The organism is Pseudolysinimonas sp. (assembly GCF_044239695.1).
Classification (GTDB): domain Bacteria; phylum Actinomycetota; class Actinomycetes; order Actinomycetales; family Microbacteriaceae; genus Pseudolysinimonas_A.
Genome location: NZ_JBIIAW010000007.1, coordinates 1 through 18,494, shown reverse-complemented (window position 1 = coordinate 18,494; position 18,494 = coordinate 1). Strand labels below are relative to the sequence as shown.

Sequence of the window (18,494 nt, the reverse complement as noted above, 5' to 3'; positions counted from 1 at the left end):
AACCAGGCTTCCCGGCGCCTTCGATTATCCGCGCCGTAGGCTGGGTGGATGCCTCCCGTCGCGCTCGGAATCCCGGTGCTGCGCCGCGATCCCGCGGACGCGCCGTCGATGGAGGGGCGCCCCGGCACCGACGAACTGGTCGACAGGTTCGGACGCATCGCCCGGGACCTGCGGGTCTCGATCACCTCCGCGTGCTCGCTGCGCTGCACCTACTGCATGCCCGCCGAAGGCCTCCCGGTCATCCCGACGCGGGATCTGCTCAGCGCCGACGAGATCGGGCGGCTCGTCGGCATCGCCGTGCACGACCTCGGGGTGCGCGAGATCCGGTTCACCGGCGGGGAGCCGCTGACCCGGCCCGACCTCGTCGACATCATCCGCGCCTCCTCGACGGTCGCCCCCGGCATCCCGCTCGCGATGACGACGAACGGCATCGGGCTCGACCGTCGCGCGGCGGCGCTGGCGGAGGCCGGTCTGACCCGCATCAACGTGTCGCTCGACACCGTCGACCGGGAGCACTTCGCCGCCGTCACCCGCCGCGACCGGCTCCCGGCCGTGCTGCGCGGACTCGACGCCGCGCGGGAGGCGGGCCTGGGCCCGATCAAGATCAACGCCGTTGCGCTGCGCGAGACGCTCCCGGATGCCGGCGACCTGCTCGCCTGGTCGCTCGCCAACGCTGTGCGGCTGCGGTTCATCGAGCAGATGCCGCTCGACGCCGACGAGACCTGGCGGCGCGACAACCTCGTGTCGGCCGAGGAGCTGCTCGAGGAACTGGGGCGGCGCTTCGTGCTCACCCCCGCCGGCCGCGACGACCCGTCGGCTCCGGCCGAGGACTGGTTCGTCGACGGCTCACCCGCCACCGTCGGCATCATCGCCTCCGTCACCCGGTCGTTCTGCGAGGCCTGCGACCGCACGCGCCTCACGGCCGAGGGGACGGTGCGATCCTGTCTGTTCGGCGACGACGAGACCGACCTGCGCGCCCTGCTGCGCGGCGGGGCCTCGGATGCCGACATCGCGGTCCGCTGGCGCGGGGCGATGTGGAACAAGCAGGCCGGACACGGGATCGACGCCGACGACTTCATCCGCCCGGAACGCTCGATGGGCGCGATCGGTGGCTGACGTGCTCGTGCGGTACTTCGCGGCGGCGGCCGAAGCCGCGGGCCGCGAGGAGGAGCACTTCTCCGCCGCGACGGTCGGCGAGCTGCGTGACACCCTCCTGGCGAGTTACCCCGCCCTGGGTCCGGTGCTCGCGAAGGGGTCGTTCCTCGTCGACGGCGTCGTCACCCGCGACCCCGCCCGCGCCCTCGGCGCCCGCGTCGATGTGCTCCCGCCGTTCTCCGGCGGCTAGAGCCCGACCCACTCCGAGGGGCCGTCGGCGAGGTGCTGGCGCTTCCAGATCGGCACCCGCTGCTTGATCTGCTCGACGAGCTCCGCGCAGGCGGCGAAGGCTTCGGCGCGATGCGCGGCGGCGACGGCGGCGACGAGCGCGACATCCCCGATCTCGAGGTGGCCGATGCGGTGGGCGGCGGCGACGCGGAGGCCCGACGAGGTCGCGACGGACGCGCAGACGTCGGCGAGGAAGCGCTCGGCGTCGGGATGCGCCTGGTAGTCGAGGCTCGAGACGCCCTCGCCGTGATCGTGGTCGCGGATGACGCCCTCGAACACCACGAGCGCGCCGTCGGTCGACGTGAGCACCTGGGCTTCGAGCCAGGCGCGGTCGATCGGGTCGGCGGTGATCAGCGCCAGCGGTTCACTCATGGCCGCCGCCGTCGATCTGGTCGTGCAGGTGCGGCAGCAGCGTGCCGAGCACCTCCAGCCCGTCCTTCACCCCGCCCGGCGATCCCGGCAGGTTGACGACGATCGTGGAGCCGGCGATCCCCGCGAGCGCCCGGCTGAGCGCCGCGGTCGGGGTGACCGCGCGTCCCGCGGCGCGGATCGCCTCGGCGACCCCGGGCAGTTCGCGGTCGAGCACGCCGCGGGTCGCCTCGGGGGTGCGGTCCTGGGGGTGGATGCCGGTGCCGCCGGTCGTGATCACAAGGGCCGGCGCCCCCGCCACCGCGCCGCCGAGGGCGCTCGCGATGTCGGCATCCGCGACCACGACGGGCGCCTCGACCGCGTAGCCCTGCGCGGCCAGCCAGTCGACGATGACGGGGCCGGTGCGGTCCTCGCGGGTGCCGGCGGCGGCGCCCGTCGACGAGACGATCACGACGGCGGTTCCCCGTGCCTGGTCTCGATACACCGGCTCCGCCGGCACTCGACCCGCAGATCCCTGGGGCGTCCAGTGGCCGTGCTTGCCGCCGGACTTCTCGAGCAGCCGGATGTCGCCGAGCACGGCGGCGGGATCGACCGCCTTGATCATGTCGTGCAGGGTCAGCCCAGCGACGGCGACGGCGGTGAGCGCCTCCATCTCGACGCCCGTCTTCGCGGTGACGGCGACCGTCGCGCGGATGCCGATGGATGCCTCCCCCGGCTCGAACTCGACGGTCACCGAATCCAGCGGCAGCAGATGCGCGAGCGGGATCAGCTCCGACGTGCGCTTCGCCGCGGCGATGCCCGCGATGCGGGCCGTGGCGAGAGCGTCGGCCTTCTTCAGTCCGTCGGAGACCACGAGCGCGACGACCTCGGCGGTCGTGTCGAGACGCCCCGCAGCGGTGGCGACCCGCCGGGTGACGGCCTTGCCTCCGACGTCGATCATGCGGGCGCGCCCCTCGGCGTCGAGGTGACTGAGTTGGCGGGCGCCGGGCTGGCTCATAGCTCCCAGGTTTCCACACTCGCCCCGGCGGGCAGCTCGGCGACGTCCTCGGGGATGTCGATGAGGACGTCGGCGGCGGCCAGCGCGGCGACGAGGTGCGACGACGGTCCGCCGAGGGTCTCGACGCGTCCGTCGGGCAGCGACCGCCCCCGCAGGAACTGCCGCTTGCCCTCGACCGAGGTCAGCGGCGCGTCGAGCACCCGGGTGACGCGGATGCGGTCGGGCAGCCGCGCGATCTCGCGGAGGAGGGGCTCGACGAACAGCAGGAACGACAACTGGCTCGACACCGGGTTGCCGGGGAAGCAGACGACCGGGATGCCGCGGAACGACGCGATCGCCTGCGGGCCGCCGGGCTGCATGGCGAGCACGTCGACGAGAGCGCCCTGCGGCTCGAGGGTCTCGCGCACGACCTCGTACGCGCCCTGGGAGATCCCGCCGCTCGTCAGCACGAGTTCGGCGTCGGCGGCGATCGCCGCTTCGAGGAGCGCCTCGAAGGCGTCGCGATCGTCGACGACGCGACCTTCGAGCACGATCTGCGCCGCGACATCCCGGGCCGCCGCGACGAGCGCGGTGCCGTTGGAGTCGGCGATCTGGCCCGGCCCGAGGGATTCGCCGGGGGCGACGAGTTCGGAGCCCGTGGAGATGACCGCGACCCGCACCCGCGATTCGACGTCGACGGAGGTGATCCCGGCGGCGGACAGCGCCGCGAGGTGACGGGACGACAGGCGGAGGCCGGCGGGAAGGAGGTCCTCCCCGGCGCGGAGGTCGGATCCGGCTTCCCGCACATACGAGCCCGCACTCCAGACCGACGCGATCGTGACCCGGCCATCGTCGGACGCGACCGTGTCCTCGACCGGCACCACGGCATCCGCTCCCGTCGGGATCGACGCGCCGGTCATGATCCGCGCCGCGGTGCCGGCCACCAGCGGAGACGGCGTTCCCGGCGCTGCGGGGATATCGGCGGCGATCAGAAGTGACCCCGGTTCGGGAAGATCTGCGGAACGGATCGCATACCCGTCCATCTGGGAGTTGCGGAACGGCGGGAGGTCGATCGGCGACACGACGGGGGCGGCGAGCACCCGCCCGAGGGCGGCGGCGACGGGCACCGTCTCGGGGGCGCGGGTGCGCAGCGGGGCGAGGAGCGCGCGCACGCGTCCCTCGTGCTCGGCGACCGGCGTGCGCGCCACGGTCAGTACCGCGGAAGCGACGGGTCGACCTTCGTCGCGTACGCGTCGATGCCGCCGGTCAGATGCCGCACCCGGGAGAACTCCAGGCGCTGGAGGAACTGGAGCGCGCGGTCGGAGCGCAGCCCGTGATGGCAGTAGAGCACGATGTCGGCGTCGGAATCGAGTTCGGCGATCCGGTCGGGCAGCTCGCCCAACGGGATCAGCACCGACCCGGGGATCGACACCAGCTCGGCCTCCCAGGGCTCGCGCACGTCGATGAGCAGGGGCGGGGTCGTCCCCGCCAGCTCGCCCGAGAGCTGGATGGCGTTGATCGCGTGGTCGGCGAGGTGGTCGGCGTCGGGCATCGACGTCCTTTCGTCGAGCGACCCGGGGCGCGCAGCCTCCGGATCGCGGCGGTACTCGATCTCGCGGGTGCGGCCGGTGAGCGCGTCGTAGGCGGCGACCCGGCCGAGCAGGGGCTCGCCGATCCCGGAGACGAGCTTGAGCACCTCGGTCGCCATCATCGCCCCGATGACCCCGCAGACGCTCGGCAGCACGCCGACGAGCTCGCAGGTGTCCCGGTCGGAGGCGCCCCCCTCGTCGGGGAAGAGGTCGCGGTAGTCGACGCCTCGCTCGTCCCAGGCGACGCCGACCTGCCCCGCATACCCGAGCGCCGACCCCCAGACCAGCGGGATGCCGCGGATCGCGGCGGCGTCGTTGGCGAGATAACGGGTGGCGGGGTTGTCACTCGCGTCGACGAGCACGTCGACGTCGAGCAGCACGTCGAAGGTCGCGCCGGGTTCGAACCGCTGCGCGAGGACGCGGATCTCGGCGTCGGGGGCGAGGGCGCGCAGCGTCGCGGCGGCCGAGGCGGCCTTGTTGGCGCCGATGTCGGCGGCCGTGTGCAGGGTCTGGCGGTGCAGATTGCTCTCGGCGACGGTGTCGTCGTCGACGACGGTCAGGATGCCGATGCCCGCCGCGGCGAGGAGGGGCAGGGCGGCGCTGCCGAGTCCGCCCGCGCCGATCACGAGCACGTGCGCGCCGGCCAGGGCCGCCTGCCCGTCCGCGCTGAAGCCCGCGAGGATCCGCTGGCGCGCGAAGCGGGGAGAGGACGGGTCGACGGGCATCCTTCGATTCTTCCAGGCGCGACTCGTCGACGCTGGATCCGCGGATGCGGATAGAATCGCAACTTCTGGACGCGGATGCGGGGAAAGTGATGAACGAGTTCAAGATCGCCGAAGCGGCGGCTCTGCTCGGGGTGAGCGACGACACCGTGCGGCGGTGGGGCGAGGCGGGGAAGCTGCGCATCCGCAAGACCGACACCGGCCGTCAGGTGATCGCCGGCGCCGACCTGCTGCCGCTGCTCGAGGAGCCGGAGACGGCATCCGCTCTCGCCGCCGCGTTCCCGTTGGCGAAGGCGAGCGCCCGCAACCGCTTCACCGGCCTCGTCACCGCCGTGACGAAGGACGGGGTGATGGCCCAGGTCGTCATCCAGGCCGGACCCTTCCGGGTGGTGTCGCTGATGTCGCGGGAGGCCGCCGACGACCTCGGCCTGGAACCGGGGATGCTCGCCGCCGCGAGCGCGAAGGCCACCGTCGTCACCGTCGAGATCCCCCCGGAGAACCGAACGTGAAGAAACCGTCCCTGATCGCCGCCGCCGGCATCGCCCTGCTGGCCGGGTGCGCCGCGCCCGCCGCCGAGACGACCGACCCCGACACGCTGTCGGGAACGGTGACGGTCCTCGCCGCCGCGTCGCTCACCGAGTCGCTCGACGAGCTGGCGGCGCGGTTCGAGGAGGCGCATCCGAACGTCGACGTCGTCGTCTCCTACGGCGGCAGCTCGGCGCTCGCCGAGCAGATCGTCTCCGGCTCGCCCGCCGACATCTTCTTCTCGGCCAACGCGTCGACGATGACGACCGTCACCGAGGCGGGCCTGACGGTCGACCCCGAGGTGCTGCTGACCAACGTGCTCGAGATCGCCGTCCCCGCGGGCAACCCGGGCGGTGTCACCGGACTCGCCGACTTCGCGAACGCCGGTCTGACCCTCGCGCTGTGCGACCCCGCGGTGCCGTGCGGTTCCGCCGCGGAGAAGCTCTTCGCGGCGATCGACATCACGCCGTCCGTCGACACCCTCGAGGAGGACGTCAAGGCGGCCCTCACCAAGGTCGCGCTCGGCGAGGTGGATGCGGCCCTCGTCTACGTCACCGATGTGATCGCCGCGGGCGACGACGTCGAGGGCATCGCCGTGCCCGAAGCGGGCGATGCCGTCAACGACTACCCGATCTCGCTGCTCGCCGGCGCCCGCAGCCCGGCGGCCGCGCAGGCGTTCATCGACTTCGTGCGGTCGGCCGAGGGCATCGAGGTGTTCCGCGATGCGGGCTTCGGCATCCCGTAGGAGGCGCGGGCCCGGACCCGTCGTCTCCGTCCTCGCGGCGACCGGTCTCGCGCTTCTCGTCCTCCCGCTCCTCGGGCTGCTCCTCCGCGCACCCTGGGGCGACCTGCCGCGCCTGCTCGCCGGCACCGAGGTTCTGCAGGCGCTGGGCCTCTCGCTGCTCACCGCCGCGATCTCGACCGCGGCCTGCCTGCTGCTCGGCATCCCGCTCGCTGTCCTGCTCTCGCACTCGGTGGACTGGGCGGTCGTGCCCCGGCGCCTGCTGCGCGCCGCGATCACGATCCCGATGGTGCTGCCGCCCGTCGTGGGCGGTATCGCGCTCCTCCTGCTGCTCGGTCGGCGCGGCGTCCTGGGGCAGGGGCTCGCCGAGATCGGCATCACCATCCCGTTCACCACGGGCGCCGTCGTGATCGCGCAGACGTTCGTCGCCATGCCGTTCCTGGTCTTCGCGGTCGAGGGCGCGTTGCGCTCCGCCGATCGCCGGAGCGAGCTGGCCGCCTCGTCGCTGGGGGCGAGCCGCGCGCAGGTCTTCCGCCTCGTGACGCTCCCGCTCGTCGCGCCCGGGGTCGCCGCCGGGGCGGTGCTCTGCTTCACCCGCGCCCTCGGGGAGTTCGGGGCGACGATCACCTTCGCCGGGTCGTTCCCCGGCGTCACCCGCACGCTGCCGATCGCCTCCTATCTGGCGATGAACTCCGACCCCGACACGGCGATCGCCCTCGCGCTGCTGCTGCTCGTCGTGTCGCTCGCCGTGCTGGTGACCCTCCGCGACCGCTGGCTTCCCGGGGTCGTGCGATGAGCGTGCTGAGTGTCGACCTGGTCGTCCCACGCGAGGCCTTCGACGTCGTCGCGCGTCTCGAGGTGCCGTCGGGACGCGCGCTCGCGCTCGTCGGTCCGAACGGGGCCGGGAAGTCGACCGTGCTCGCCGCCATCGCCGGACTCGTCGACGCCACCGGCACCCTGCGGCTCGACGGGCGCGACCTCGGCGGGATGCCCGCCGAGCTTCGCGGGATCGGGGTCGTCTTCCAGGATTTCCTGCTCTTCCCGCATCTCACGGTGCGCGACAACGTCGCGTTCCCCGAACGCGTTCGGGGCGCCTCGCGCGACGTCGCCCGCGCCTCGGCCCAGTCGTGGCTCGAGCGCTTCGACCTCGGGGCGCTGGCGGAACGGCATCCGCAGGCTCTCTCCGGCGGTCAGGCGCAGCGGGTCGCCGTCGCGCGCGCGCTCGCCTCGCAGCCCGCCGTGCTCGTCCTGGATGAGCCGATGGCCGCGCTCGACGTCGAGGTGCGCGACGAGGTGCGCGACGATCTCGCCCGTTACATCCGGGACTTCGGCGGGCCGACGATCGTCGTCAGTCACGACACCGCCGACGCCGCCGCGCTCGCCGACGAGGTCGCCGTCCTGGAGCGGGGTCGGATCGTCCAACGGGGTACTCTCGCCGAACTCGCCGCCGCCCCGGCGACGCCGTGGATCGCTCGATTCAGTCGGTAACGTGGCGGGATGACGATCCTCCAGCCGGGTGAGGGACCGATCCGCGGCAGCTACCTCCCGGCTGACCCCGCGCGGGTCTTCTGGGGACGGCTACCCTCCGGCGCCGACGCCCCCGTGCTCGAAGTGGATCCCGATACCGAGGTGACGATCGACACGGTCAGTCACGAGGGCGTGCTCGACGACCAGGGGTCCGACCCGACGGCGTTCTTCGCACGCCACGGCGTCGCGGCGGAAGGCGTGCTGCGGGATGCGGTCGAGCTGACCGCCACGCGCACGCGCGATCCGGAGGACGGCCCGCACGTCGTGACGGGACCGGTGTTCGTGCGCGACGCACGGCCCGGGGATCTGCTCGCGATCGACGTCGTCGAACTGCTGCCGCGGGTGCCCTACGGGGTCATCTCGAACCGGCACGGCCGCGGTGCGCTGCCAGGGGAGTTCCCGCGCGGCCCCGCCAACGTCAGCATCTTCGCCCGCCTCGACGGCGAGGGTGAGGGGCTGTCTGCCCGAAATGGCCCCTTCGCGACCGCGGAAGAGGGCCATTTCCGGCAAACAGCATCGATACCCCGGCGAGAAGGCGCGGAGGAGCGCGTGCACTTTCCGATGGCACCGTTCCTGGGGATCATGGGCGTCGCCGTGCCGGGCGATGCCCGGCCGCATTCGGTGCCCCCGGGGCGGCACGGCGGCAACATCGACATCAATCTGCTGACCGTGGGCAGCACCCTCTATCTCCCGGTGCTCGTGCCGGGCGCCCTCGCCTATGTCGGCGACCCGCACTTCGCGCAGGGGGACGGGGAGGTCGCGCTCACCGCGATGGAGGCGTCGCTGCGGGCGACCCTGCGGTTCCGGATCGTGCCGGCCGACGATCCGTTCGCGCCGTTCGTGCACGAGCACGGTCCCGTCGTCGAGACCGCCGAGTACTGGGTGCCGACCGGGATGGACGAGGACCTCCGCGAGGCGATGAAGAAGGCCGTGCGCGCCGCCATCCGCTTCCTCGTGGGCGGCTACGACATGGACGAGGAGCACGCCTACGCGTACCTGTCGGCGGCCACCGATTTCGACATCTCGCAGGTCGTCGACCGGGTGACCGGCGTGCACGCGCGCATCAGGAAGGCGGACTTCGGATGACCGAGCCTCTGAACAGTTTCGACACGAGTGTCTGGCGAGAACTCGGTGACCCCCTCGTGGCGGGAGCCGCCGACGGGCCGCTGAGCGGCGAGACCGTCGCCGTGAAGGACCTCTACGAGATCGCGGGCTTCGCGGTCGGTGCCGGCAATCCGACGTTCCTCGCGGAGGCGCCGGTCGAGGTGGGCACGGCCCCGGCGGTGCAGCAGCTCCTGGATGCCGGCGCCGCCCTCCGCGGGATCGCGCAGACCGATGAGTTCGCGTACTCGATCGCCGGCGCCAACCCGCACTACGGGCCGCCGCCGAACCCGGCTGTTCCCGGCGGGCTGCCCGGGGGATCCTCGAGCGGACCGGCGAGTGCCGTCGCGCTCGGCGAGGCGACGATCGGTCTCGGCACCGACACCGCGGGCTCGATCCGGGTGCCCGCGTCGTACCAAGGACTCTGGGGGCTCCGTACGACGCACGGCGCGGTGCCGCTCGCGGGCGTCTGGCCGTTGGCGCCGAGTTTCGACACCGTCGGCTGGCTGACCCGCGATGCCGCGACTCTGCGCCGCGTCGTCGAGGTCGCTCTCGGCACCGTGACGGTCGACCCGGGCGGGTTCGTCGTCGACCCCGGACTCGTCGCCCTCGCCGAGCCGGCCGTGCGGGAGGCGTTCACCGCCGCCCTCGCCGGTCTCGACGTGGAGGACGTCGACCTCGGCGATCCCACCGAGATGTTCGAGGCGTTCCGGGTGACGCAGGCCGCCGAGGCCTGGGATTCCGACGGCGGCTGGGTCACCGGGCATCCGGATGCCGTCGGCCCGGGCGCCCGGGAACGGTTCGCGCTCGCCGCCGGGGTCACCCGGGAGCAGGAAGTCGACGCCCGCGCCGCCGCTGCGGCCCACTACGCCCGGCTGGAGGAGCTGCTCGGCGACCGCGTGCTGCTCGTGCCCTCGGCGTCGTCGGCGGCGCCGTCGGTCGAGGCGTCGGCAGCCGAGCTGGATGCCGTGCGCGGCGCCACCCTGCGCCTCACCGTGGTCGCCGGGCTGACCGGGCGCCCGGGGCTCTCGGTGCCGGCGCTGAGCGTCCCGGAACCGGTGGGGCTGTGCCTCGTCGGTCCGCGCGGCAGCGACCTCGCCCTGCTCGACCTCGCTCAGCTGCTGCTGCCGACCACCGCGGGTTGAGTGCCGCGCCTCAGCGCGGTGTATCTAAACCCACCCCGGGTTACCGCGAAGTCATACGGTCGTTGCACGTCGGGTTTCGATACCCCCGGCTGCGTCGGGCACTCAACCCGCGGGAGTCGGCGTGAGCGACTTCTCGTAGCGCTGGCAGGAGACGTCGAGGAGGCCGTCATCCCCGTCGGTCGCGTAGAGGAACGACCCGCCGTCGCTCCAGCCGTTGCGCTCGTAGAAGCGTCGCGCCCGCGCGTTGGTCGCCACGACGGCGAGCCAGGCTTCCGGGTGACCCGCCGCGGCGATCGCGTCCTCGCCGGCGCGCAGCAGCAGGTCGGCGATCCCCAGGCCTCTCGCGGAAGCGTCCACGAAGAGCTGGTCGATCTCGTTCCCGGCGACCGCGACGAACCCGACCGTCGCACCGTCGACGACCGCGAGAGTCGTGTGCGGCTGGATCGCCGTCGCCCGCACCACGAAGTTCTCGGGGGTGCGGATGCGCACCAGTTCGTCCGGGACGCCGCCGAGGTGCCCGTCGAGCCACGCCGGCCGCCAGATCTCGGCGATCCGGGGGATGTCGTCCGCCCTCGCGGGGCGCAGTTCGAGGACCATGGGGCCACGCTATCGACGGTGGCGTCATCCCCCCGAAACGAACCAGTGACACCATGAGAACGTGACCGCGAACCAGATCGACCCGCCCGCCCGCCTTCTCATGGGCCCGGGGCCGATCAACGCCGATCCGCGCGTGCTGCGGGCGATGAGCGCGCAGTTGGTCGGCCAGTACGACCCGGCGATGACCGGCTACATGGCCGAGACGCAGGAGCTCTACCGGGGTGTCTTCGGCACGACGAACGAGGCGACGCTGCTGGTCGACGGCACGGCCCGCGCGGGTATCGAGGCGGCGCTCGTGTCGCTGCTCGAGCCCGGTGACAAAGTGCTCGTGCCGATCTTCGGACGCTTCGGCCACCTGCTCCGCGAGATCGCCGAGCGCTGCGGCGCCGAGGTGCACGTGCTGGAGCGCGAGTGGGGCACGGTGTTCACGCCGGCCGAGATCGAGAAGGCACTCACCGCGGTGAAGCCCAAGGTGCTCGCGATCGTGCACGGCGACACCTCCACCACCGTCGCCCAGCCGCTCGACGAGATCGGCCCGCTCGCCGCGAAGCACGGCGCCCTGCTCTACACCGACACCACCGCGAGCCTCGCGGGCAACACCTTCCTCGCCGACGAGTGGGGGGTGGATGCCGCCACCTCGGGCCTCCAGAAGTGCCTGGCCGGGCCGTCCGGCTCGGCGCCGATCACGCTCTCCGAGCAGGCGGTCGCGGTCATCGAGGCGCGCAAGTCGGTCGAGGCGGGCATCCGCTCCGAAGGCGACCCGGTGCTCAGCGCGCCGATCCGCAGCAACTACTTCGACCTCGCGCAGATCCTCGACTACTGGGGCCCGAAGCGGCTCAACCACCACACCGAGGCCACGACGATGCTCTACGGCGCGCGCGAGTGCGCCCGCATCCTGATGGAGGAGGGGATGCCGGCCGCCGTCGAGCGTCACCGCGTGCACGGCGCCGCGATGACCGCGGGACTCGTCGCCACCGGGTTGAAGCTGTTCGGCGACCAGGGCGTGCGCATGAACAACGTCATCGGCGTGCACATCCCCGACGGCGTCGACCCCGACGGCGTGCGGGCGACGCTGCTCACCGACTACGGGATCGAGATCGGCACCTCGTTCGGGCCGCTGCACGGCAAGGTGTGGCGCATCGGCGTGATGGGCTACAACGCCCGCAAGGATGCCGTGCTCACCACCCTCGCGGCGCTCGAGCAGGTGCTGCGGCGGGCCGGGGCGTCGGTGCCCCAGGGTGCCGGTGTCGACGCGGCGCTGGAGAGCTACGCGTGACGGCCGTTCGGGTGCTGGCGCGCGCCGACGAACTCGCCACGCATTCGGCGTGGGAAGACGGCATCCTGCGCGCGTACCTCACGCCCGAGCAGTCCCGGGTGAACGCGATCGCCGCGGCCTGGATGCGCGAAGCCGGCCTGCGGGCCTGGCCCGACGAGGCGGCGAACGTCTGCGGGCGGCGGCTCAGGGACGACGACGACCGCCCGGCGCTGCTGCTCGGTTCGCACCTCGACACCGTTCCGGGAGCGGGGCGGTACGACGGCATCCTGGGGGTGCTCGTCGCGATCGAGGTCGCCGACCGGCTGCGGGATGCCGACCTGCCGTTCGCGCTCGAGGTGGTCGCGTTCGGCGACGAGGAGGGCACCCGCTTCGGCGCGACGCTGCTCGGGTCGCGGGCGCTCGCGGGCGGTTGGCGGGACTCGTGGCTCGACCTGACCGACCCCGACGGCGTGACCTTGCGCGATGCCGCGACCCTGTTCGGGCTCATCCCCGAGAACATCGCGTCCGCGGCGCGCGCGCCCGGCAGCGTCATCGGCTACCTCGAGTGCCACATCGAGCAGGGCCCGCGACTCGAAGCGCAGGGTCGCGCGCTCGGCGTCGTCACGACGATCGCGGCGGCCGAGCGGCGGATGATCTCCTACCGTGGCGAGGCGCGGCACTGCGCGACCCCGTGGGAGCTGCGGCACGACGCCCTCCTCGGCGCGAGCGAGGCGATCATCGCGATCGAGCGCATCGCGCGCGATCAGGGCAGTCCGGCGACGGTCGGGCGCATCCGCGTCGAGCCGGACGCCGTCAACGTCATCCCCGGATTCGCCGAGTTCAGTCTCGACCTCCGCGACGGCACGGCGGCCGGACGCGACGCCACCTGGGGACTGATCCGCCACGAGCTGCAGCGCATCGCCGTCGAACGCGGCCTCGACCTCGAGGTGACCTCCACCCACGCCGCGCCCGAGGCCCCGTGCTCCCCGTCGCTGCGGGCGGCGGTGGCCGCCGGCATCCGCGCGACGGGGGATGCCGACCCGATCGAACTGGTCAGCATCGCCGGGCACGACGCGATGGCCGTCGCCGACCTCACCGAGATCGGGATGCTGTTCGTGCGCTGCGCCGGCGGCATCAGCCACCACGCCGACGAGTCGGTGCGGGAGGACGACGTCGCCGCCGCGATCGACGCCCTCGAAGCCGCCGTGCTCCACCTCGCCGACCAGCACCGCTAGGCGCGGGGGACCCGTCGTGCTCACCGAACCGGACCGCGCGGTCCTCATCGAGGAGCTCGCGAAGTCCCGGGTGGGCGCGGGGCTCGGCGGCGACGCGGGTCGCGAGGCGCACCGGCGGTCCCCGGCCTGCGGCGACGACATCACCGTGCGGGTCGTGCTCGACGGCGCCGCGATCGAGGCGCTCCGCTGGGACGGGCACGGCTGCGTCGTCTCGACCGCCGCGGCATCCGCCCTCGGTGGTGCGGCGCCGGGGCTCTCCGTCGCCGGCTTCCGCGCTCTCGCCGACCGGTACCTGAGCACCCTCGACGCCGAAGCCACGCCCGCGCCCGACCTCGGCGACCTCGAGGCGTTCGCGCGCATCGGCCGCTATCCCCTCCGCGCCGGCTGCGCCTCCCTCGCCTGGCGTGCCGCGCTCGACGCCCTCGGTTGACCCTCGGATACTTGGTCCGCTCTTTGCGAATCGCGCCTACGAGAAACTGACCGGCACGATTCGCGGATGGCGGACCAGCGCGGTCAGTCGTCCGCGACGACGGTGATGCGGCGGATGTCGGGGTCGGTGAAGACATCCCGTTCGTCGGTGCTGCGGGTGGAGAACTCGGTGACGACGGCGCCGGTCGGGCCGGCCTGGAACCAGTGCTTCGTTCCGGGCATGATCGTGTGCTGGTCGCCGGGACGCAGCACGATCTCGTGCCACGCCGTGTAGTGCTCGGGGCGCGGGGCCACCGCCCGGGGCGCCGACGTCGGGTCTCCCTCGACGTAGAGCCAGACCTCGCCGGCGCGCACCCGGAAGGTCTCCTCCTTGCCGAGCTCGTCTCCGGCGCCGACGTGCACGTGTTCGGGGCAGGTCTGCCCGGGGCGCAGCACCATCTCCTTCGCGCAGACGCGGTCGGTGTTGACGTAGACGACGAGTTGCAGCCCGGTGCGCGTGAGGTCGCCGAGTCCGAAGTCGCTGACTTCGAGATCGGCCTGCTCGGCGGCGGTGAGCACGACGCCGGCATCCGTCATCGCCGCGATCGCGTACGCCCGGGCGTCGGCGATCTCGGCGGGGGTCAGCACGGGGGACTCAGTGGATGCGCGAGGTGCGTTCGAGCAGCTGCTCGACCTCGTCGACGCCGAGCGGCACCGTCGGGCCGCCGATCGGGTTCATGAGGTCCTTCTGCGTCTCGTCGGCGAGCTCCGAGAGCATCGCCACGGCGTCGTCGACGATCTCGGTCGAGCGCGTCTCGGTGCCGTGCAGCAGCCACCGGGCGACCTCGAGTTCCGACAGCAGTGCGGCACGCTGCCGCACCTGGCGGTCGGCGGTGCCGCGCACCTGCGCGTAGGCCGCGAAGGTCGCGTCGGCGATGTCGGGTCCCGCTGCGGCGGCCCACTGGAGGTCGGCCGCGGGGTCGCCGACGCGCAAGGCGTGCCAGCCGATCAGGCCGGTCACCTCGCCGTCGGACGACAGGAACGAGTCGGAGCCGAGCGCGCCGTTGATGACCGCGGGGGTGAACTGCCACAGGGTGGCTTCCTCGCTCGCCCGCTCCCAGCGGCCGAGGAGGGCGGCGGGCACGAGTCCCGTCGCGGAGGCGCGATCCATGAGCGCGACGACCGCGCGGAGCGCCTCGACGGGGGAGTGCGAGGGCAGGCCGGCGTCGATCACGACGTTCGGCGGCAGCGCGTGGATCGCGGCGATTCCGGCCCCGATGGATGCCGCCAGCTCGAGGCTCATCGACGCGAGCGGCACCTTGGAGCCGTAGACGAACTCCGACACGACCGCGCGCGTGCCGTCGACCGGAACCTGCCCGGCGAAGGTCGACACGGTGAACGGCAGACGCGCGCGCACCCCGGCGCTGAGGGCGCGCAGCGCGATCAGATCGGCCGACTGCTCCTGTTCGGCTCGCTCGTTGCGCGGCACCCGGATGATCCAGTGCCGGCCGTCGCGTCCGGTGAGGATCGCGGCGTCGAAGTCGCCCCCGGGGGCGCCGAAGGGCTGGGCCGCGGCGATGTCGAGGCCCGCCACGGCGGACGTCGCGAGCGCCGCTAGAGTGAGATGGGATCGGGCCATGTCCACAGGGTAGGTCGGCCCGGGAGGAGTGCGGATGTCCGACACTCCCGCACCCACTCCCTTCTCAGCGAGACTGCCGCTCGCCCGCGCCGCCCTCGACCGCGACCATCTCGGCCGGGCCGGGGGGATCGACGGCCTCCTCGACGACGCCCGCACCCGGGCGATCGTGCTGCACGAGGGCAAGGCACTGCTCGCCTCCCCGACGACCCTCGCGATCCTGCCGCCATCGGTCGTGCCGCAGGCAGCGCTGGCCGTCTACCTCGGGCGCACGACGACCGCCGCGCCCGATCTGGCCGTGGGCACCCCGATCGTGGCACTCGCCGTCGACTCGCCGGACGGGTTCGACGAGCTCGACGACGTGCCGACCGGACCCGCGGAGTGGGGCGACCTCCGGCGCATCGGCGCCCGGCTCGACGAACGCGACGCCGGCCTCTTCACCCAGGCCCTCGCCATCCTGAACTGGCACACGGTGTCGCGCTTCTCGCCGCTCGCGGGCGGCGAGACCCGTCCCGGGAAGGCCGGCTGGGTGCGCGAGGACGAGACCGGCAAGGAGTACTTCCCGCGCACCGACTCCGCCGTCATCGTCGGGGTGACCGACCACGACGACCGGCTGCTGCTGGGCTCGAACGCGATGTGGGAGGCGAAGCGCTTCTCGCTGTTGGCCGGGTTCGTCGAGCCCGGGGAGTCGCTCGAGGCCGCGGTCATCCGCGAGGTGTTCGAGGAGTCGGGGGTGCGGGTGGAGAACCCGCAGTACCTCGGCAGCCAGCCCTGGCCCTTCCCGGCGTCACTCATGGTGGGGTTCGTCGCGCGCGCCGTGCCCGGAGCGGACACCGCGGGGGAGCCCGACGGCGAGGAGATCGTCGCGCTGCGCTGGTTCACCCGCGACGAGCTGACCGCCGCGGTGGAGGCCGGCGACGTGATCCTGCCCGGACCGACGTCGATCGCCCGCGCGATCATCGAGCACTGGTACGGGGGAGAGATCGCCGACGGAGCCCGCACGTGGGGATGACCGGGTGAGCACCGTGGACCTCCTCGACGGGCTCGACGCCGACCAACGCCACGCCGCCGAGACGCTCCTCGGACCGGTCTGCATCCTCGCCGGTGCCGGCACCGGCAAGACCCGGGCGATCACGCACCGGATCGCGCACGGCATCCAGGAGGGCGTCTACTCGCCCGGCACGCTCCTCGCGCTGACCTTCACCGCCAAGGCCGCGGGCGAGCTGCGGCACCGGCTGCGGGTGCTCGGCACCCCCGGCGCCGTGGTGCGCACCTTCCACGCCGAGGCGCTCGCGCAGCTGGGCTTCTTCTGGCCCGACCTCGTCGGCGGGTCCGCTCCGCGGCTGCTGGACAACAAGGCGCGCTACATCGCCGAAGCGGGCGAGCGGGCGAAGATCAGGCTCGGACCCGGCGCGGTGCGCGACGTCGCCGGTGAGATCGAGTGGCGCAAGACGTCGGAGTTGAGCATCGAGCGCTACGTCGGCGCGGCGCGCGAGCGTCCGCTGCCGCGGGGGCTGGATGCCGACGCTGTCGCCGAGGTGCAGCGGCAGTACGAGGAGATCAAGGACGAGCGCCGGCGCATCGACTTCGAGGACGTGCTGCTGCTCGCCTCCGGGCTGCTGGACTCGGAGCCGATCGCGCGCGACCGGGTGAGGACGCAGTACCGCCACTTCGTCGTCGACGAATTCCAGGATGTCTCGCCCCTCCAGCACCGGCTGTTGAAGCTCTGGCTCGGGGACCGCACCGACCTCTGCGTCGTCGGCGACGCCAACCAGACCATCTACACCTTCGCGGGGGCGTCGAGCTCGTACCTGCTCGGGTTCGAGCGCGACCACCCGGGCGCCGAGATCGTGCGACTCGAACGCAACTACCGGTCGGCGCCGCAGGTGCTCGACCTGGCGAACCGCCTGATGCGCGGCCGCCCCGGAGCGCTCGACCTGCGGGCCGCGACCGCGGGCAAGGGCGTCGTCACCGAGCCCGTGGCCTACGACGACGACGCGGCGGAGGCGGCGGGGATCGCGGAGGCCGTCGTCGGCGAACTGGCCGCCGGGACTCCGCCGGAGCAGATCGCGGTGCTGCACCGGGTCAACGACCAGGCGCGGGCGTTCGAGGAGGCGTTCGCGGCGCGCGGCATCGTGACGCGCTCGCTCGCCGGGACGCCGTTCTTCGAGATCCCGGCGGTGCGCAAGGTGATGTCGGCGCTCGCCGTGCAGGCGCAGCGCTTCCCCGAGGATCCGGTGCGCGGGTTCATCGCCGACACGGCCCGCGCCGCCGGCTGGACCGTCGACCGCGGTCACTCGAAGCTCGGCGCGACCGACTGGGCGGGGCTCGACGCCGTCGTGCGCTTCGCGGAGGGCACGCCCGAAGACGTCACCCTCGCGCGGTTCGCCGCCGAACTCGACGACCGCGAGCAGGCGAAGGGCGACCTGCCGATGCGCGCCGTCGTGCTCGGAACCCTGCACTCGGCGAAGGGGCTGGAGTGGGAGTCGGTCTACCTGCCCGGTCTCGCCGAAGGGCTGCTGCCGGTCGTGCACGCCCGGGGGCTCGCGGCGATCGACGAGGAACGCCGCCTCTTCTACGTCGGCATCACGCGAGCGCGCCGACGGCTGACCCTGTCGTGGGCGCGCCGCGGTCAGCGTGCGCAGGAACGGCAGCCCAGTCGGTTCCTTCAGGAACTCCGCACCGGCAGTCGGGATGCCGCGTCCACACGCGGGAACTGACCCCGCCTCCGGCATCCAGTCGCCACGACCGACCCCGCAGCCGTGTTCCGGCGAGCCGTTCGAGCACCCGCCGCGCGACGAACACCGCCGCCTCGACCCTCTCGAGTTCGCCGACCTCCCGCCCGGCCCGCCCGAGCAACTGCGTGGCGACCGCCGGCCAGGCCTCATCCGCGTCGATCCGGGCGAGGTGCACGCAGTAGAGGCACGGCCCGTCGCCCGGCTCGACGAGCGGCCCGACCGCGATCGACCGCTCCCCCACGACGACCGGCAGATGCGGCACATCCCGGTTGAGCCAGGCGAGATGATCCGCGGGCGCCAGTACCCAGTCGGCGACGAGCACCACCACGGCCGCGTCCTCGGGCGCGCCGAGGACGCCGGTCGACGACAGCAGGCCGGCGACCGACCGCGCGAGCAGAGCCTCCCCGAGTACCGCGGCCCGGGGGAGCGGCTCGGCCGCGTCGGTCGCGAGCACCGGCGCGAGGGCATCGAGAAGCGCCTCGGATGCCTCCGGCGAGACCTCGAGCGACCGCGCCAGCATCGCGAACCCCGACTCGGAGATCCCCG

General features: G+C 73.2%; 20 protein-coding genes. 13 read left to right on the top strand and 7 right to left on the bottom strand.

Features of this window, described 5'->3' with window-relative positions; translation table 11 throughout:
- Positions 1-48 precede the first annotated feature (48 nt).
- A complete protein-coding gene (gene moaA / locus ACILQS_RS02190; RefSeq protein WP_395638463.1) occupies positions 49-1,116 on the top strand; it encodes a GTP 3',8-cyclase MoaA in 1,068 nt (355 codons plus the stop codon).
- The gene (locus tag ACILQS_RS02185; protein ID WP_395638462.1) at positions 1,109-1,345 is read left to right on the top strand and encodes a MoaD/ThiS family protein; all 237 of its coding nucleotides are present in this window, start codon (positions 1,109-1,111) and stop codon (positions 1,343-1,345) included. The genes moaA and ACILQS_RS02185 overlap by 8 nt, the downstream gene beginning before the upstream one ends.
- Here the strand turns inward: ACILQS_RS02185 and ACILQS_RS02180 are convergent.
- From ACILQS_RS02180 to ACILQS_RS02165, 4 genes are read right to left on the bottom strand one after another with little or no spacing between them, the layout of a single operon-like run.
- Positions 1,342-1,755, bottom strand: a complete 414-nt coding sequence (locus ACILQS_RS02180) for a molybdenum cofactor biosynthesis protein MoaE (protein ID WP_395638461.1) — start codon at positions 1,753-1,755, stop codon at positions 1,342-1,344. The two genes, ACILQS_RS02185 and ACILQS_RS02180, sit on opposite strands and share 4 nt — an antisense overlap.
- The gene (gene moaCB / locus ACILQS_RS02175) at positions 1,748-2,749 is read right to left on the bottom strand and encodes a bifunctional molybdenum cofactor biosynthesis protein MoaC/MoaB (protein WP_395638460.1); all 1,002 of its coding nucleotides are present in this window, start codon (positions 2,747-2,749) and stop codon (positions 1,748-1,750) included. Before moaCB ends, ACILQS_RS02180 begins: the two co-directional genes overlap by 8 nt.
- Positions 2,746-3,936, bottom strand: coding sequence for a gephyrin-like molybdotransferase Glp (glp, locus tag ACILQS_RS02170; RefSeq protein ID WP_395638459.1), 1,191 nt, complete (start codon positions 3,934-3,936; stop codon positions 2,746-2,748). Before glp ends, moaCB begins: the two co-directional genes overlap by 4 nt.
- Positions 3,937-3,938: 2 nt before the next feature.
- Positions 3,939-5,042 carry a ThiF family adenylyltransferase gene (locus ACILQS_RS02165; protein ID WP_395638458.1) on the bottom strand — a complete coding sequence of 368 codons (1,104 nt, stop codon included), beginning with the start codon at positions 5,040-5,042 and terminating at the stop codon, positions 3,939-3,941.
- An 89-nt stretch (positions 5,043-5,131) separates the two neighbouring features.
- Between ACILQS_RS02165 and ACILQS_RS02160 the strand changes: the two genes are divergently transcribed.
- From ACILQS_RS02160 to ACILQS_RS02135, 6 genes are read left to right on the top strand one after another with little or no spacing between them, the layout of a single operon-like run.
- Positions 5,132-5,548: a molybdopterin-binding protein gene (locus tag ACILQS_RS02160; protein ID WP_395638457.1), complete on the top strand. Its 417-nt coding sequence runs from the start codon at positions 5,132-5,134 to the stop codon at positions 5,546-5,548.
- Positions 5,545-6,309, top strand: a complete 765-nt coding sequence (gene modA / locus ACILQS_RS02155; protein WP_395638456.1) for a molybdate ABC transporter substrate-binding protein — start codon at positions 5,545-5,547, stop codon at positions 6,307-6,309. The genes ACILQS_RS02160 and modA overlap by 4 nt, the downstream gene beginning before the upstream one ends.
- On the top strand, positions 6,287-7,102 hold the full coding sequence (locus ACILQS_RS02150; protein ID WP_395638455.1) for an ABC transporter permease: 816 nt from the start codon (positions 6,287-6,289) through the stop codon (positions 7,100-7,102). The genes modA and ACILQS_RS02150 overlap by 23 nt, the downstream gene beginning before the upstream one ends.
- Positions 7,099-7,794, top strand: a complete 696-nt coding sequence (locus ACILQS_RS02145; RefSeq protein ID WP_395638454.1) for an ABC transporter ATP-binding protein — start codon at positions 7,099-7,101, stop codon at positions 7,792-7,794. Before ACILQS_RS02150 ends, ACILQS_RS02145 begins: the two co-directional genes overlap by 4 nt.
- A 9-nt stretch (positions 7,795-7,803) precedes the next feature.
- On the top strand, positions 7,804-8,919 hold the full coding sequence (locus tag ACILQS_RS02140; protein WP_395638453.1) for an acetamidase/formamidase family protein: 1,116 nt from the start codon (positions 7,804-7,806) through the stop codon (positions 8,917-8,919).
- Positions 8,916-10,079 (top strand): amidase family protein, encoded by a 1,164-nt coding sequence (locus ACILQS_RS02135; RefSeq protein ID WP_395638452.1) that lies wholly within the window; start codon positions 8,916-8,918, stop codon positions 10,077-10,079. Before ACILQS_RS02140 ends, ACILQS_RS02135 begins: the two co-directional genes overlap by 4 nt.
- Before the next feature lie 102 nt (positions 10,080-10,181).
- Here the strand turns inward: ACILQS_RS02135 and ACILQS_RS02130 are convergent, their stop codons facing one another.
- The gene (locus tag ACILQS_RS02130) at positions 10,182-10,676 is read right to left on the bottom strand and encodes a GNAT family N-acetyltransferase (protein ID WP_395638451.1); all 495 of its coding nucleotides are present in this window, start codon (positions 10,674-10,676) and stop codon (positions 10,182-10,184) included.
- 61 nt (positions 10,677-10,737) lie between these two features.
- On the opposite strand from ACILQS_RS02130, the gene ACILQS_RS02125 reads away from it, so the two are divergent.
- Genes ACILQS_RS02125 through ACILQS_RS02115 form a run of 3 tightly spaced genes read left to right on the top strand, consistent with a single transcriptional unit; the run spans position 10,738 to position 13,596 of the window.
- Entirely contained in the window at positions 10,738-11,952 is a 1,215-nt protein-coding gene (locus tag ACILQS_RS02125; protein ID WP_395638450.1) for a pyridoxal-phosphate-dependent aminotransferase family protein, read from the top strand.
- Positions 11,949-13,166, top strand: a complete 1,218-nt coding sequence (locus tag ACILQS_RS02120) for a Zn-dependent hydrolase (protein ID WP_395638449.1) — start codon at positions 11,949-11,951, stop codon at positions 13,164-13,166. Before ACILQS_RS02125 ends, ACILQS_RS02120 begins: the two co-directional genes overlap by 4 nt.
- 16 nt (positions 13,167-13,182) lie before the next feature.
- Entirely contained in the window at positions 13,183-13,596 is a 414-nt protein-coding gene (locus ACILQS_RS02115; protein WP_395638448.1) for an iron-sulfur cluster assembly scaffold protein, read from the top strand.
- Between the two features lie 83 nt (positions 13,597-13,679).
- On the opposite strand, the gene ACILQS_RS02110 is transcribed toward ACILQS_RS02115, so the two are convergent.
- Both ACILQS_RS02110 and ACILQS_RS02105 read right to left on the bottom strand, forming a co-directional pair.
- Entirely contained in the window at positions 13,680-14,222 is a 543-nt protein-coding gene (locus ACILQS_RS02110) for a D-lyxose/D-mannose family sugar isomerase (protein ID WP_395638447.1), read from the bottom strand.
- 7 nt (positions 14,223-14,229) lie between these two features.
- Positions 14,230-15,213 (bottom strand): phosphotransferase, encoded by a 984-nt coding sequence (locus tag ACILQS_RS02105; protein WP_395638446.1) that lies wholly within the window; start codon positions 15,211-15,213, stop codon positions 14,230-14,232.
- Positions 15,214-15,247: 34 nt separating this feature from the next.
- Here ACILQS_RS02105 and nudC point away from each other — a divergent pair, with 34 nt between their 5' ends.
- Positions 15,248-16,222 carry an NAD(+) diphosphatase gene (gene nudC / locus ACILQS_RS02100; protein WP_395638445.1) on the top strand — a complete coding sequence of 325 codons (975 nt, stop codon included), beginning with the start codon at positions 15,248-15,250 and terminating at the stop codon, positions 16,220-16,222.
- Positions 16,223-16,226: 4 nt separating this feature from the next.
- Complete coding sequence (locus ACILQS_RS02095; protein ID WP_395638444.1) at positions 16,227-17,930, top strand: ATP-dependent helicase; 1,704 nt, start codon at positions 16,227-16,229, stop codon at positions 17,928-17,930.
- Positions 17,931-18,494: the final 564 nt, after the last annotated feature.

Excerpts from the sequence above, each read along its gene's own strand:
- ACILQS_RS02145 (WP_395638454.1), top strand. The coding sequence starts at position 7,099 with ATGAGCGTGCTGAGTGTCGACCTGGTCGTCCCACGCGAGGCCTTCGAC.
- ACILQS_RS02160 (WP_395638457.1), top strand. The coding sequence starts at position 5,132 with ATGAACGAGTTCAAGATCGCCGAAGCGGCGGCTCTGCTCGGGGTGAGC.
- ACILQS_RS02165 (WP_395638458.1), bottom strand. The coding sequence starts at position 5,042 with ATGCCCGTCGACCCGTCCTCTCCCCGCTTCGCGCGCCAGCGGATCCTC.
- ACILQS_RS02180 (WP_395638461.1), bottom strand. The coding sequence starts at position 1,755 with ATGAGTGAACCGCTGGCGCTGATCACCGCCGACCCGATCGACCGCGCC.
- moaA (WP_395638463.1), top strand. The coding sequence starts at position 49 with ATGCCTCCCGTCGCGCTCGGAATCCCGGTGCTGCGCCGCGATCCCGCG.
- moaCB (WP_395638460.1), bottom strand. The coding sequence starts at position 2,749 with ATGAGCCAGCCCGGCGCCCGCCAACTCAGTCACCTCGACGCCGAGGGG.
- nudC (WP_395638445.1), top strand. The coding sequence starts at position 15,248 with ATGTCCGACACTCCCGCACCCACTCCCTTCTCAGCGAGACTGCCGCTC.
- ACILQS_RS02105 (WP_395638446.1), bottom strand. The coding sequence starts at position 15,213 with ATGGCCCGATCCCATCTCACTCTAGCGGCGCTCGCGACGTCCGCCGTG.
- ACILQS_RS02130 (WP_395638451.1), bottom strand. The coding sequence starts at position 10,676 with ATGGTCCTCGAACTGCGCCCCGCGAGGGCGGACGACATCCCCCGGATC.
- ACILQS_RS02135 (WP_395638452.1), top strand. The coding sequence starts at position 8,916 with ATGACCGAGCCTCTGAACAGTTTCGACACGAGTGTCTGGCGAGAACTC.
- ACILQS_RS02150 (WP_395638455.1), top strand. The coding sequence starts at position 6,287 with ATGCGGGCTTCGGCATCCCGTAGGAGGCGCGGGCCCGGACCCGTCGTC.
- ACILQS_RS02140 (WP_395638453.1), top strand. The coding sequence starts at position 7,804 with ATGACGATCCTCCAGCCGGGTGAGGGACCGATCCGCGGCAGCTACCTC.